Annotated in this window: 11 protein-coding genes; 9 read left to right on the top strand and 2 right to left on the bottom strand. The window is 70.8% G+C overall.

Annotated features, from left to right (window positions below; all coding sequences use genetic code 11):
* The first annotated feature begins 283 nt into the window (after positions 1 to 283).
* The 8 genes from dnaK (at position 284) to POF43_RS05235 (ending at position 9,382) form a co-directional block, all read left to right on the top strand.
* Positions 284 to 2,194: a molecular chaperone DnaK gene (dnaK, locus tag POF43_RS05270; protein ID WP_271322141.1), complete on the top strand. Its 1,911-nt coding sequence runs from the start codon at positions 284 to 286 to the stop codon at positions 2,192 to 2,194.
* 9 nt (positions 2,195 to 2,203) lie between these two features.
* Entirely contained in the window at positions 2,204 to 2,779 is a 576-nt protein-coding gene (locus POF43_RS05265) for a nucleotide exchange factor GrpE (protein WP_271322142.1), read from the top strand.
* 7 nt (positions 2,780 to 2,786) lie between these two features.
* A complete protein-coding gene (locus POF43_RS05260) occupies positions 2,787 to 3,764 on the top strand; it encodes a DnaJ C-terminal domain-containing protein (protein ID WP_271322143.1) in 978 nt (325 codons plus the stop codon).
* A gap of 5 nt (positions 3,765 to 3,769) precedes the next feature.
* Positions 3,770 to 4,186, top strand: a complete 417-nt coding sequence (locus POF43_RS05255; RefSeq protein WP_372515845.1) for a chaperone modulator CbpM — start codon at positions 3,770 to 3,772, stop codon at positions 4,184 to 4,186.
* On the top strand, positions 4,177 to 6,801 hold the full coding sequence (clpB, locus tag POF43_RS05250; protein WP_271322144.1) for an ATP-dependent chaperone ClpB: 2,625 nt from the start codon (positions 4,177 to 4,179) through the stop codon (positions 6,799 to 6,801). Before POF43_RS05255 ends, clpB begins: the two co-directional genes overlap by 10 nt.
* A complete protein-coding gene (trxA, locus tag POF43_RS05245) occupies positions 6,801 to 7,325 on the top strand; it encodes a thioredoxin (protein WP_271322145.1) in 525 nt (174 codons plus the stop codon). Before clpB ends, trxA begins: the two co-directional genes overlap by 1 nt.
* Complete coding sequence (locus POF43_RS05240; RefSeq protein WP_271322146.1) at positions 7,322 to 7,585, top strand: UBP-type zinc finger domain-containing protein; 264 nt, start codon at positions 7,322 to 7,324, stop codon at positions 7,583 to 7,585. The genes trxA and POF43_RS05240 overlap by 4 nt, the downstream gene beginning before the upstream one ends.
* Positions 7,586 to 7,705: 120 nt before the next feature.
* A complete protein-coding gene (locus POF43_RS05235; RefSeq protein WP_271322147.1) occupies positions 7,706 to 9,382 on the top strand; it encodes an FAD-dependent oxidoreductase in 1,677 nt (558 codons plus the stop codon).
* 333 nt (positions 9,383 to 9,715) lie between these two features.
* Here POF43_RS05235 and POF43_RS05230 read toward each other — a convergent pair whose 3' ends face one another.
* On the bottom strand, positions 9,716 to 10,948 hold the full coding sequence (locus tag POF43_RS05230; protein ID WP_271322153.1) for a PP2C family protein-serine/threonine phosphatase: 1,233 nt from the start codon (positions 10,946 to 10,948) through the stop codon (positions 9,716 to 9,718).
* A gap of 415 nt (positions 10,949 to 11,363) precedes the next feature.
* On the bottom strand, positions 11,364 to 12,110 hold the full coding sequence (locus tag POF43_RS05225; RefSeq protein ID WP_372515844.1) for an RNA polymerase sigma factor SigF: 747 nt from the start codon (positions 12,108 to 12,110) through the stop codon (positions 11,364 to 11,366).
* Positions 12,111 to 13,720: 1,610 nt separating this feature from the next.
* On the opposite strand from POF43_RS05225, the gene POF43_RS05215 reads away from it, so the two are divergent.
* Positions 13,721 to 14,059: a MerR family transcriptional regulator gene (locus POF43_RS05215; protein WP_271317900.1), complete on the top strand. Its 339-nt coding sequence runs from the start codon at positions 13,721 to 13,723 to the stop codon at positions 14,057 to 14,059.
* Positions 14,060 to 14,146: the final 87 nt, after the last annotated feature.

Raw genomic sequence — 14,146 nt, 5'->3', positions numbered from 1 at the left:
AGGGACCCGCCCGTCGGACGGGGTACAGCGTCCATCGCAGGTCCATTCGTGGCTCGACTGCGGCTTCCCCCCTTTCACGCTACGCCGCTCGGCATGGTGTCTCACCTGCCAGCCGTGTCGTGTCCCTGTCCCCGCGATCCGGAACGTCGACACGGATTGGTCCCGCCAGGGCGAGGAAGCGCGTCACCGGACCGCGCGAGGCTGCGAACAGGTGCGGTATGCCCCGGCTGCGTTCGTCCGGCATCCCGCCGACCGGTCCCGCTTCGAGGCGGAGGAGATTCTCATGGCGAAGGCAGTAGGCATCGATCTCGGCACCACCAACTCGGTCATCGCGGTCTGGGAGGGCGGTGAGCCCTCCGTGGTGCCCAACGCGGAAGGTGCCAGGACGACCCCGTCGGTGGTGGCCTTCTCCGATGACGGGCAGCGGCTGGTCGGACAGCTCGCCCGCAGGCAGTCGATCCTCAATCCCAAAGGAACCATCACCTCCGCGAAGCGGTTCATCGGACGCCGCTACGACGAGATCTCCGACGAGGCGAAGGCGGTCTCCTTCGACGTGGTCGAGGGACCCGGCGGGGTGGCCCGCTTCGAGGTGGGCGCACAGCAGTACGCGCCGGAGGAGATCAGCGCGCAGGTGCTGCGCAAGCTGGCCGATGACGCCGGGAAGTCGCTCGGCGAGAAGGTGACCGAGGCGGTGATCACCGTACCGGCGTACTTCAACGACGCTCAGCGCCAGGCCACCAAGGACGCCGGGAAGATCGCCGGCCTCGAAGTCCTGCGGATCATCAACGAACCGACCGCCGCGGCGCTGGCCTACGGGCTGGACAAGAAGGGGCACGAGACGGTCATGGTCTTCGACCTCGGCGGCGGCACGTTCGACATCAGCCTGCTGGACGTCGGCGACGGTGTGGTGGAGGTCCGCGCCACCGCGGGCGACTCCCACCTGGGCGGCGACGACTTCGACCGCCGGCTGGTGGACCACCTGGCGGACGGCTTCCAGAAGGACGAGGGCATTGACCTGCGTAAGGACCCGCAGGCTCTGCAGCGCCTGTTCGAGGCGGCCGAGAAGGCGAAGACCGAGTTGAGCTCGGTCAGCCAGACCCAGGTGAGCCTGCCGTTCATCACGGCGGACGCCTCCGGGCCGAAGCACCTCACCGAGACGGTGCGCCGCTCCACCTTCGAGCAGATCACCTCGGACCTGGTGGAACGCTGCCTCGAACCGGTCAGGACGGCGATGAGTGACGCCAAGGTCACCGACAACGACATCGACGAGGTCATCCTCGTCGGCGGCTCGACCCGCATCCCGGCCGTGCAGAACCTGGTGCGCCGGGTGACCGGCGGCAAGGACCCGAACATGAGCGTCAACCCGGACGAGGTGGTCGCGCTGGGCGCCGCCATCCAGGCCGGTGTGCTCAAGGGCGAGGTCAAGGACGTCCTGCTGCTGGACGTCACCCCGCTGTCGCTGGGCGTCGAGACGGCCGGCGGCGTGATGACCAAGATCATCGAGCGCAACACGACCATCCCCGCCCGCCGGTCCGAGACCTTCTCCACCGCTGAGGACAACCAGCCGGCCGTGGACATCGTGGTGCTCCAGGGCGAACGCGAGCTGGCGGCCGACAACAGGGTGCTCGGCCGCTTCCGGCTGGAGAACCTGCGGCCGGCCCGTCGGGGGGAGACCCGGATCGAGGTCACCTTCGACATCGACGCCAACGGCATCCTGAAGGTCGGTGCCAAGGACCGGGACACCGGTGCCGAGCAGTCGATCACCATCAGTGAGGGCTCCAACCTCGACCCGTCCGAGGTCGAGCGGATGATCGACGAGGCCGAGAGCCACCGCACCAGCGATGTGGCCCTGCGCGAAGCCATAGACGCCCGCAACGAGCTCGACGCCGCCGCGTACCACGTGGAGCGCCGGCTGGACGACCTCGGCGACGCCGCACCGCAACACGAGCGCGCCCGCGCCCGCCTGCTCGTCGACGAGGCGCGCGACGCGGTCAAGGAGGAGGCACCGGCGGAACGGTCCCGGAGCCTGGCCTCCGAACTCCAGCAGATCCACGCGGCGCTGGCCTCCCACGCCACCGAAGCGGGCGGAGCCGGTGAAGGGGCGCAACCCGGCGCCGCGACCGGCCAGGGTGCCGAGGACGGCTCCCGAAGCGGCGACGACGACGTCATCGACGCCGATTTCGACAAGAGCTGAGGCGGCGACATGTCGGATCAGGAACAGACGCCTCCCGCCCAGGATTCCCCGACCGAGTCCGAGCAGACGTCGCCCGAGGGGACACCGGCACCGCGGACGGCACCGCGAGCCCCCGAAGCCGGGCAGCGGGAGGCGGCGCCCGCACCCCGCAGCCCCGAGGTCGAGGAGCTGGAGGACCGGTGGCGACGAGCCCTCGCCGACCTCGACAACCTCCGCAAGCGCTACGCCCGTGAGCTGCTGCGGGAACGGGAGGCCGAGCGGGCCAAGGTGGCCGCGGCGTTCCTCCCGGTCGTCGACAACCTCGAACTGGCCCTCGCCCACGCGGGCGCCGACGACCCCGGCGCGATCGTCAGCGGAGTCCGGGCGGTACGCGACCAGGCCGTCGAGGTGCTGCGCACCCTCGGCTACCCCCGCCACCAGGAGAGCGGCGTCCCCTTCCACCCCGAGCAGCACGAGGTGGTCTCCGTGGTGGATGAACCCGGCACCCCCGCGGGCACTGTCGTCCAGGTGCTGCGGCCCGGCTACGGCGAGCCCGGTCACCAGCTGCGGCCGGCCGCGGTGACGGTCAGCCGCAAGCAGGAGTGAGGCCGCCATGGCAGACGACCACTACGAGGTGCTGGGCGTTCCCCGCACCGCCGACGCCGCCGAGATCCAGCAGGCGTTCCGCACCCTGGCCCGCCGCTACCACCCGGACGTCAACCGCGATCCGGCCGCGGAGGAGCGCTTCAAGCAGATCAATGAGGCCTACAGCGTGCTGTCCGACCCCGACACCCGGTCCCGCTACGACCGCTTCGGACCCGACTTCCGGCAGGTTCCCCAGGACTACGACGAGCGGGTCGCAGCCGGCCATGGCTTCGGCGGCGGAGCCGGCGCGTACCGCGGCAGTCCCTTCACAGGCACCGCGGGCGCCGGCCGGGCAGGGGCCCGGACCTGGACGGATACCGGCTTCGATGCCTCTGGCGTGGACTTCGAGGACCTCTTCGGAGGCATTTTCGGCGGCCGGGCGGGGGGCGCGGGGCGAGGCAGCCCCATCCCGGGCGCGGACCAGGAGGCCGAACTCACGCTCAGTGTGGAGGAGGCGTACCACGGCGGCCGGCGGAAGATCACCCTCGGCGGGCCCGAAGGGGAGCGCAGCTACGACGTCACCGTCCCGGCGGGCGTCGTCGACGGGCAGCGCATCCGGCTCGCCGGCGAGGGCGGCCGGGGCCGCGGCCCGGGATCCGCCGGGGACCTCTACCTGGTGGTCCGCATCGCCCCCCATCCCCGCTACCGGCTCGCCGGGCGCGACATCCACGTCGATCTGCCGGTCGCCGCCTGGGAGGCCGCGCTGGGGGCGACGGTCCCGGTCACCGGACCGGGCGGGACCGCGAAAGTGCACGTACCGCCCGGCACCTCCACCGGCCGCCGACTGCGGCTGCGCGGCGAGGGGATGCCTGCTCCCAAGGGTTCCCGCGGTGACCTCTACGCCGAGATCAAGGTCACGGTGCCGCCGTCGCCCGGCCCGCGTGAACGCGAGCTGTTCGAGGAACTGGCTGCCGTCTCCTCCTTCGACCCGAGGAACCCGAGGTAGCAGACATGACAGCTCATCACCGCAGCCCCGCCCCCGGAAGGGTCTCGGGCGCCGAGAACGCGCCCGCCGCCCACGCCGTCCGGCGGGTCGGGCCCGACTACCCCCTGATGCGGGCCTACCGGACCGGCCCCTACCAGCTCACCATCGCCGACGTGGCAGCCCACAGCGGACTGCCGCCCGAGCTGGTACGCCGCCTGGTGGCCCTGGGGCTGGTGGACGCCGAGCGGGACGCCCGGGGTCGGCTGTGGTTCCGGCCGAGCGCGCCGTCGGCCATCGCCCGGGTGCGGCGGCTGCGGGACGGACTGTGCCTCAACTACGTGGCCGTCGGCGTCGTCGTGGACCTGCTCGACCGCGTCGAACGGCTGGAAACCGCACTGCGCCGCAGCGAACGAGCCGCCAAGGAGCCGACGACATGGACATGAACCGCCTCACCCAGAAGTCCCAGGAAGCGCTTCAGGAAGCGCAGAGCGTCGCGGTACGGATGGGCCAGAGCGAGGTTGACGGGGAGCACCTGCTGTTGGCCCTGCTCGATCAGAAGGACGGCCTGACCACCCGCCTGCTGGCCGACGCCGGCGCCGACCCGACCGCCCTGCGGGCCGCCGTCGAGGACGATCTCGCCCGACGCCCCCGCACGACCGGTCCGGGCGCCTCCCCCGGCCAGGTGGTGGTGACCCAGCGGCTGGCCCGGCTGCTCGACGCCGCCGAGCGGGAGGCCAAGCGGCTCAAGGACGAGTACGTCTCCACCGAGCACCTCGTGCTGGCCCTGGTGGACGAGGGGACGGGTACCGCGGCCGCCCGGCGGCTCGGCGAACAGGGCATCACCAAGGACTCCTTCCTCGCCGCCCTCACCACGGTGCGCGGAAACCAGCGGGTCACCTCCGCCAACCCCGAGGAGGCGTACGAGGCCCTGGAGAAATACGGGCGCGACCTCGTCGTCGAGGCCCGCACCGGCCGGCTGGACCCGGTGATCGGCCGGGACGCCGAGATCCGCCGCGTCATCCAGATCCTCAGCCGCAAGAGCAAGAACAACCCGGTCCTGATCGGCGAACCGGGTGTCGGCAAGACCGCCATCGTCGAGGGCCTGGCCCAGCGGATCGTGCGCGGCGACGTGCCCGAAGGGCTGCGGGACAAGACGGTGTTCTCGCTCGACATGGGCTCGCTGGTGGCCGGAGCCAAATACCGCGGCGAGTTCGAGGAGCGCCTCAAGGCCGTGCTGTCGGAGGTCAAGGGCGCCGAGGGCCGGATCCTGCTGTTCGTGGACGAGCTGCACACCGTCGTCGGGGCCGGCGCCGCCGAGGGCGCGATGGACGCGGGCAACATGCTCAAGCCGATGCTGGCCCGCGGCGAGCTGCACATGATCGGCGCCACCACGCTGGACGAGTACCGCAAGCACATCGAGTCCGACGCCGCCCTGGAGCGCCGCTTCCAGACCGTCCAGGTGGACGAGCCGACCGTCGAGGACGCCATCTCCATCCTGCGCGGCATCCGCGAACGACTGGAGATCTTCCACGGCGTCAAGATCCAGGACGGTGCGCTGGTCGCCGCCGCCACCCTCAGCCACCGCTACATCAGCGACCGCTTCCTCCCGGACAAGGCCATCGACCTGGTCGACGAGGCCTGCGCGCGGCTGCGCACCGAGATCGACTCCATGCCCGCCGAACTCGACGAACTCACCCGCCGGGCCACCCGCCTGGAGATCGAGGAGGCCGCGCTGGACCAGGAGACCGACCCGGCCAGCCGCGCCCGCCTGGAGGACCTGCGGCGTGAACTGGCCGACCTGCGGGGCGAGGTGGACGCGAAGCACGCCCAGTGGGAGGCCGAGCGCCAGGCCATCCGCAAGGTCCAGGAACTGCGCCAGGACCTGGAGCGCGCCCGGCAGGAGGCCGAGCAGGCCGAACGCGCCTACGACCTCAACCGGGCCGCCCAGCTGCGCTACGGCACCGTCGGCGAACTGGAGCGCCGGCTGGCCGCCGAGGAGGAACAGCTCGCCGGCAAGCAGGGCGACAGCCGGCTGCTGCGCGAGGTGGTGACCGCCGAGGAGATCGCCGAGATCGTCTCCGCGTGGACCGGCATCCCCGTCACCCGCCTTCAGGAGGGCGAACGGCAGAAGCTGCTCAGGCTGGACGAGATCCTGCGTGAGCGGGTCGTGGGCCAGGACGAGGCCGTCCAGCTCGTCGCCGACGCGGTGGTACGGGCCCGCTCCGGCGTACGCGACCCGGGCCGGCCGATCGGCTCGTTCATCTTCCTCGGCCCGACCGGCGTCGGGAAGACCGAGCTGGCCAAGACGCTGGCCGCAGCGCTGTTCGACAGCGAGAGCAACATCATCCGCCTCGACATGAGCGAGTACCAGGAACGCCACACCGTCAGCCGCCTGGTCGGCGCGCCCCCCGGCTACGTCGGCCATGAGGAGGGCGGCCAGCTCACCGAGGCGGTGCGCCGCAAGCCGTACTCCGTCGTGCTGTTCGACGAGATCGAGAAGGCGCACGCCGACGTCTTCAACACGCTGCTCCAGGTGCTGGACGACGGCAGGATCACCGACGCCCAGGGACGTACCGTCAACTTCCGCAACACCGTGATCATCATGACCTCCAACCTCGGGTCGCAGTACCTGCTCCAGGACGCCACCCAGGCCGGCGAGATCAAGCCCGAGGCACGGGCGATGGTGATGACCGAGCTCAACGGCCATTTCCGCCCCGAGTTCCTCAACCGGGTCGACGACGTCGTCCTCTTCCACCCGCTCGGCATCGCGCAGATCGAGCGCATCGTCGACCTGCTCCTCGCCGAGCTGTACGACCGCCTCCGCGAACAGCGCATCACGCTCGTCCTGACCGAGCCGGCCCGCCACCTGATCGCCGCCGAGGGCTACGACCCGGTCTACGGGGCCAGGCCGCTGCGCCGCTTCATCTCGCACGAGGTCGAGACCAGGATCGGCCGAGCGCTGCTCAGCGGCGAGGCACGTGAAGGCGTGACCATCCTGGTCGACGCCGCGGGCGGCGAATTGACCGTCACCCTCCAGGACGAGCAGCGGGAGCCGTGATGAGTGCCTCTCCACCGGACCGCGGCGGCCGGGACCGCGGTACCGACGGCGCCGGGACCGCGGTGCGGACGGTCGTCTGCGTCACCTGCGGCCGTACCAACCGCGTACCCGCCGCGGCGGAGGGCAGCCCGCGCTGCGGAAACTGCCGGGCCCCGCTGCCGTGGATCGCCGAAGCGGGGGACGCCGACTTCGGGGAGGTCGCCGAGCGGGCGAGCCTGCCCGTGCTGGTCGACCTGTGGGCCGCCTGGTGCGGCCCCTGCCGCCAGGTGACCCCGGCCCTCGAACAGGTCGCCGAGGACCGGGCCGGCCGGCTCAAGCTCGTGAAGGTCGACATCGACAAGTCCCCCGTCCTGGCACGGCGGTTCGAGGTCCAAGCCGTACCCACCCTCCTGGTTCTCGACCACGGCAGGCCCATTGCCCGCCGGACAGGCGCCGCGCCCGCGAACGCGCTGCGCCGGTGGGTGGACGAGTCGCTGCCGACGTCGCACGGACCAGCTGATCCCGCCTCCAGGAGGCCGTCATGACCACTCTTCCCGACCCGCACCTGTCCATGGTCCGGCCCGTGGAGCCCACAACACCGCAGGGCTGCGAGGACTGCCTGCGCATGGGGACTCCGTGGGTGCACCTGCGCCTGTGCCTGACCTGCGGCCACGTCGGCTGTTGCGACTCCTCGCCGATGCGGCACGCCCGCGCCCACGCGGCGAGCGCCGGGCACCCGATCGTCCAGTCGTTCGAACCCGGCGAGGACTGGCGGTGGTGTTTCGTGCACGAAGCGATGGTGTGAGCCGGTGAGCCCGCCCGGCGGTTCCTCCAGCGCCGTCACCCCGGCGGCTGCCCGCGCCGCCGCGTTGCACCCCCTGCTGCTGTCCGCTTCCGCCTCCGTTCCCGGCGAAAGGAGCCAATCGTGTCGACGCCCACGCCGACGGTCGATGTCCACAGCGCCTATCCGTCGCTGACGGACGACCAGATCGCCATCCTGAGTTCCTGCGGCCGGGTACAGCCGGTCCGTGCGGGGCAACGGCTCTTTCGGGAGGGCGAACCCAGCGAGGAGTTCTTCGTCGTCCTCAGCGGCACGGTAGCCGTGGTCGAAGACCTCGGCGACCAGGAGCGGGTCGTCCAGCTGCACGGTCCGCACAGCTTCCTCGGCGAACTGGGCGTACTGGAGGGCCAGACCTCCTTCCTCAGCGCGGTGGTGAACACACCGGGCGAGGTGCTGGTGGTCGGCTCGGCCGCCCTGCGCGACCTGCTCAGCCGCGAACCCGCGCTCGGCGACGTGATCCTGCGGGCCTACCTGCTGCGCCGTACGATGCTGGCCGGCGCGGGCACGGGTTTCCGCATCATCGGCTCCGCCTTCTCCCCCGACACCCGTCGGCTACTGGAGTTCGCCGCCCGCAACCGCCTCCCGCACCGCTGGGCCGATCTGGAGAGGGACACCGAGGCCGAGGCGCTGCTGACGCGTCTGGGGGTCGCTCCGCAGGAGACCCCGGTCGTCGTCTGGCACGGTCACCGGGTGCTGCGCAATCCCTCCAACGTCGAACTCGCCCGGGTCATCGGGCTGCGCACCGAGATCGCCCCGAAGGACGTCTGCGACCTGGTGGTCGTCGGAGCGGGCCCCGGCGGCCTGGCCGCCGCGGTGTACGGCGCGTCCGAGGGGCTCTCCACCGTCGTCCTGGACGCCGTGGCGACCGGTGGCCAGGCGGGCACCTCCTCCCGGATCGAGAACTACCTCGGTTTCCCCGCCGGCATCTCCGGCGGGGAACTCGCCGACCGCGCCGTCGTACAGGCCGACCGGTTCGGCGCACGGATCGACGTCCCCACCGAGGCCGCCGGCCTCGAACAGCGCGACGGGAACAGCGTGGTGCGACTCGCCGACGGCGGCACGGTGACCGCCACGAACGTCGTGGTGGCCACCGGCGCCCGCTACCGGCGGCTGACCGCCCCCGGCGTCGAGCGGTTCGAGGGACTCGGAGTCCACTACGCCGCCACGCTCTGGGAGGCACGGACCTGCCGTCTCGACCCGGTGGCAGTCGTCGGCGGCGGCAACTCCGCCGGCCAGGCCGCCCTGTTCCTGGCGCGCGAGTCACCCGCCGTCCATCTGCTGGTCCGCGGCGGCGACCTGGAACACAGCATGTCCCGCTACCTGATCGACCGGATCGAACGGCATCCGCGGATCCAGGTCCGGCTGCATACCGAAGTCCGGGAGGTCGCCGGCGAGGACCAGGTCGAGTCCCTGGTCGTCGCGGACAACCGCACCCGCGAGCAGCAGGTGCTGACCGCTCGCGCCCTGTTCGTCTTCATCGGCGCGCGTCCCGCCACCTCCTGGCTCGCCGACGCCGTCACCCTGGACCGGCGCGGCTTCATTCCGACCGGGCAGGACGTGGCCGAGGTGACAGCGGACCTCTGGGATCCCCTGGCCCGCGCCCCGCTCGCCCTGGAGACCGGTCTGCCGGGGGTCTTCGCCGTCGGCGACGTCCGCAGCGGCTCGGTCAAGCGGGTGGCCTCCGCAGTCGGTGAAGGCGCCATGGCCGTGCGCCTGGCGTACGAGCACCTCGCGGAGGCGGGACCACCCGTCGTCCGATGACCTCAGCCCGTCCACAACGCGAGAAGGTGAAACGGGATGCCCGTCATGGGAGTCACCACGTTCGAGCGCTTCTTCCGCGCGGCCGGCAGGGATGTCCACAACAACGCGCCACGGACCAGTGGAACGAGGCCTTCGAACTCTTCGACCTGCTGATCCGAGCGGGGGTGTCCACCGGGCCGGCGTTCCGGCCGGTTCGGCGGTGCCGGTCAGGCGGCAGGCAGACCCGGCACGCGTACACCGTTGCCCTCCAGCTCCGCCAGCGCCCGGTACCGCGTCGAGCAACGTTCGTCCCGGTCCTGCCGGTCACGGGCGGAACGCGCGGGGCACGCAGTCTCACGCAGTGGGCTTGTCCCGCTGTGACGGTTGTGAGGCGTTGGTGAGGTCGGCGCCGGTGGCGGCGTCCCGTCGAGCGTTTCCGGTGCCGTGCCAATCCAGGCAGATGACGGTCGCGTCGTCCTTCAGATGGCCCCGGTTGGCGTCGATGACCGCGGCGATGAGGGTGCGGGCGGCCTCGCGGGGGTGCAGAGCGCGGGTTCGGCCGATCAGGTCCGACAGGTCCAGGTTCATGATGTTGCGTTCCAGCATGCCGTCGGTGAGCATCACCAGCCGGTCCCCGGGCCGAAGGTCGAGCGACTGGACCCGGTAGCCGTGCGGGATGCGGACGCCGAACGGCATATCGACCTCGGGAGCGATCTGCTGCACCCGGCCGTCGCGCATGCGCAGCGGCCAGGGATGGCCGGCGTTGATGAACTCGGTACCGCCGTCGAGCAGGCTGATCCGCAGCAGCTGGCCGGTGACGTAGCCGTGCTGCCCGTGCTCGTACAGGGCCCGGTCGGCCTGGCGGGCCTGCTCGAGGAGGCTTCCGCCCGCCCGTCGTGCCCGGCGCAGGGCGCTCACCATGAGGGTGGCCAGCAGCGCGGCGGCGACATCGTGGCCCATGGCGTCGGTCACGGAGAGCTGGACGGTGTCCCGGTCGATGACGTAGTCGAAGGTGTCGCCCCCTACGTGGTCGGCGGGTTCCAGGGCGCCGGCGACCGCGAATTGCGCTGCCTCGCACGCCAGCGAGGCCGGGAGCAGCCGGTGCTGGATCTCCGCGGCCAGACTGAGCGGGCTGGTGCGGCGGGCCCATTGGTACACATCGGTGAAGGACCGGTTCGCGATGACGATGTACGCCAGTGCGTGCGCGGTCTCGCCGATCTCCCGCATCACCTGAGCGCCCGGCGCCGCGGACAGGAACAGCTCGAGCAGCCCGATGGCGTCCCCGCGGTTGGTCACCGGAGCGACGACCCGTACCAGCGACCCCTCGCCATCGGTCTCCACGGCTGGCTGCTGAGTGCGGATCACGTCGTCGTACAGGGTCCCCCGCAGCCAGATGCGCCGGGCGGGCTCATCGGTCCCGACGCTGCCCGCGGCCCCGAGCCGTACGACTGAGCTGCCGGTGAAGTCGGTGATCAGGAACGACACCGCCACGGCCCCGAGGTGTTCCTTGAGCATGCGCGCGACGACGTCGAGCGACTCCACGGGCGCAGCCGCCTCCGCCGCCGACAGCGCCCCGGCCAGCGTCATCGTCCGGCCCTGGTCGCCGCCGTCCCCTGGACGTGTGGGACGCCTGGTGTCTCCGTCCGGCCCGTCTGCGGTCACGGTGGCTCCTCACCGTTCGTGAGAGACCAGCACCGGGACCGGCACCGGACCGTCATATTGCATCATGAGGCCTCCGGCCCGGCCCGGACCCGCCGCCGACCGGCCCTCCCGCCCCATTCGGACCACGCGCGGCCATGCCCCCTCGTGCCCGTTGCTTCAGCCTTCCCCGAAAGTCCGTCATGCGGCTGATCGGGGGACGGACGTGTGGTGCGCGCTGAAGGCGGCGACAGGAAACGAATTCCCGCACGCCCTGAATGAGGGGAATACGACCCGGCACAGCGAGCGCCGTCTCGCGCCGCGATGGCTTGCGGCGCGAGACGGCGCAGGAGAGCTGGGGGGGTCAGTCCTCGGTCAGCAGGCCGCGGCGCAGTTTGCGCAGGGCGGTGTTGAGCAGGCGGGAGATCTGCATCTGGGACAGGCCGAGTTCGGCGCCGATCTGCGCCTGGGTCATGTCGGCACCGAAGCGCATGGCGAGAATCCGCCGGTCCCGTTCCGGCAGGGCGGCCATCAGCGGCTTGAGGGCGGAGAGGTTCTCGGCGCCCTCGTATGCCGGGTCCTCGAAGCCGATGCGGCGGCCCCACGAGGTGCCCTCGTCGTCCTCGGCGCCGGCCCCGACGTCGATGGAATCCGTGGTGTAGGCGTTGGCGGCGATCTGCGCTTCGACGACCTCTTCGAGGTCGAGACCGAGTCGGTCGGCCAGTTCCGCGGTGGTGGGCGTACGACCGAGTTCGAAGACGAGGAGATCATTGGCCTTGGCCAGATCCACCCGCATCTCCTGGAGACGACGGGGCACGTGGACGGACCAGCTGGTGTCGCGGAAGAAACGCTTGATCTCCCCGACGATCGTGGGGATGGCGAAAGTGGTGAACTCTGTACCGTAGGCGAGGTCGTAGCGATCGACAGCCTTGATGAGCCCGATCATGCCAACCTGATGAATGTCCTCCATCTGATCAGGCCGGTTGCCGAACTTCTTGGCAGCGAAGTTCACCAGCGTGGTGTTCAGCTCGATGAGCGTGCCGCGCACGTACTGGTACTCACGCGTGCCTTCCTCCAGGGCGGCCAGTCGCTGGAAGAGCACCTTCGACATCTGGCGCACCTGGGCCACCGAGGCGCTACCGGAGGGCGGGAAGCCGGCGAGCCAGGAAGGCTCGACACCTTCCGCTTCCGGTGCTGCCGATGTGACCGCACCCTCGGTGATCCGGAGCGTCACCACGCCTCCCAACATCCCATTCTGTCCGTTATTTGCGGTCTTGCTACCCACATTGTGGGGGGCAATTGCCAATTCAAGGCAAAGAGGGAGCCATCTCTGCGTCTGCATGTATCGCCGAGGCCGCCCTTTCGCCTGTGCTCACGGAGGGCTCCGCTATCGGCCACAACTCGTCCTACGGGCCGAAACGATTCTGGGCAACGGTACGAATTCGGGGAAATGAGATCAGCAGGTTCCCGGCTCCACGGAGCGGCCGGCTCCGGCCACCCTGCCGTCACCGGGCGATGAGAGCACCCACGGTCCTGCCACCGAACGTTCCGCGGGCGACCCGGATGGCGGGGGCGAGGCGACCGGCCACGCCCCCGCCGAAGCCGCCGGCGCCGCCGTTCAGGTCGAGGCGCGCATGCGCGGGGTCCGCGGGCCGGGGTCATCGACGGCCACCTCGGTGAGGCCGGGGTGCGCGGTCAGGCGCAGAGTGAAGACGCCACCGCCGCGGCGCAGGGCGTGACACGTACGCAGACGAGCAGGACGACCGTGTCGGCCGCTTCCGAGTCGATGGCCGGCAGGGCATTCGAGGAAGGCCGGGTGGTACCGCGTGCTTCGGCGACGGCGGTCGCGGAGCGGGTGGTCATGGGCGTCGACGCACACCGCGTCCTTCAGGTCCCCCTCGGCCGCCCGGCTCGTCACCGCCTGGCCCCGCCCACGCCGCCCGCCGACCCCGGCGCAGCGCTCCCTCAACCCGACCGGGGGCGATTGCCTCATCGCAGGACACGCAAAAATCTATGTCGGTCGGAGTAGACATTGGGGCGGGGCGTGGTTATGGTTTCTCTCGTAGCCGAGATCGAGCAGGCCCGGCAGAGACGAACTGGCGGGAAGCAGTACGTGCAGTACGCAGGACGGTGCGGTGGTGGAGTTCCGGAGCCAGGGTGGTTGCAGGACGGCGACGGAGCTGACGACCGTACCGGGTGGCCCGCAGTGCTCAGGGGCCGCCGACAGCAGTAAGGCAATGCAGTAGTGCAGTTCGCGATACCAGCAGCGCGGTTCAGTGGTTCTCCGGTAAAGGCGTCGGCTGCGGGCGCGCGTACCGGGAGGTTCGGCAGCGGGGTTCCAAGCCGGAGCAGATGCCATATGGGCGACGGGGCCGGCTGCCGAAAGGTGACGCTCACACAGGTCATCAGCAGTACGCAGTACGAGCAGTGAACAACTTCCGTAGACAGGCAGCTGATCCAGAGGGAAGAACGGAGGAGTTGAACGCCATCAGGATCGCCCGGGCGAAAGACGTTGGGCCCGGGTACCGCAGGACATCGTTAGTGAGGTGGTCTCCGGTCGAGCAACCGCGATCCCCGCATTTCCCGTTCTTGCCCACGTGGGTGTGCGGAAACAGAAGGCCGGCGCAGGATCGAGGCCGGCAGATGGTGTAGCAGTTCCTTCGGGGCCCTGGTGCCATGCGGCACCAGGGCCCCTCCACGCGCGTTCCACAGAGAGGTGAGATGACAGCAGGCGAATCGTTCGGCCGACTCGACGACGACGACTACCCCGCCTACACCATGGGCCGGGCCGCCGAGATGCTCGGCACCACCCAGGGCTTCCTGCGCGCCATCGGCGCGGCCCGCCTGATCACCCCGCTGCGCTCCGAGGGCGGGCACCGCCGCTACTCCCGCTACCAACTGCGCATCGCCGCCCGCGCCCGCGAGCTGGTCGACCAGGGCACCCCCATCGAGGCCGCCTGCCGCATCGTCATCCTCGAAGACCAACTCGAGGAAGCCCAGCGTATAAACGCCGAATACCGCCGGGCCGCTGAATCAGCGGGCCTACGGAGAACAGGCTGAGATGACCGGGACTAGTGGTTCCCCCAGCGGCTTCACCACTGCCGCTCACGAGAGTTGCCCGGAACGCGGCAGCCTTCCGGGCACCGC

It is taken from the genome of Streptantibioticus silvisoli, assembly GCF_027947535.2.
Lineage (GTDB): Bacteria > Actinomycetota > Actinomycetes > Streptomycetales > Streptomycetaceae > Streptantibioticus_C > Streptantibioticus_C silvisoli.
Note: the sequence above shows the minus strand (reverse complement) of the source record. Positions and strands in the feature narration are given on the sequence as shown.

Bases quoted from the DNA above. Each gene is read 5' to 3' on its own strand.
- POF43_RS05225 (WP_372515844.1), bottom strand. From the start codon at position 12,110: ATGTCGAAGGTGCTCTTCCAGCGACTGGCCGCCCTGGAGGAAGGCACG.
- POF43_RS05260 (WP_271322143.1), top strand. From the start codon at position 2,787: ATGGCAGACGACCACTACGAGGTGCTGGGCGTTCCCCGCACCGCCGAC.
- POF43_RS05215 (WP_271317900.1), top strand. From the start codon at position 13,721: ATGACAGCAGGCGAATCGTTCGGCCGACTCGACGACGACGACTACCCC.
- POF43_RS05255 (WP_372515845.1), top strand. From the start codon at position 3,770: ATGACAGCTCATCACCGCAGCCCCGCCCCCGGAAGGGTCTCGGGCGCC.
- POF43_RS05240 (WP_271322146.1), top strand. From the start codon at position 7,322: ATGACCACTCTTCCCGACCCGCACCTGTCCATGGTCCGGCCCGTGGAG.
- POF43_RS05265 (WP_271322142.1), top strand. From the start codon at position 2,204: ATGTCGGATCAGGAACAGACGCCTCCCGCCCAGGATTCCCCGACCGAG.
- POF43_RS05230 (WP_271322153.1), bottom strand. From the start codon at position 10,948: ATGACGCTGGCCGGGGCGCTGTCGGCGGCGGAGGCGGCTGCGCCCGTG.
- dnaK (WP_271322141.1), top strand. From the start codon at position 284: ATGGCGAAGGCAGTAGGCATCGATCTCGGCACCACCAACTCGGTCATC.
- clpB (WP_271322144.1), top strand. From the start codon at position 4,177: ATGGACATGAACCGCCTCACCCAGAAGTCCCAGGAAGCGCTTCAGGAA.
- trxA (WP_271322145.1), top strand. From the start codon at position 6,801: ATGAGTGCCTCTCCACCGGACCGCGGCGGCCGGGACCGCGGTACCGAC.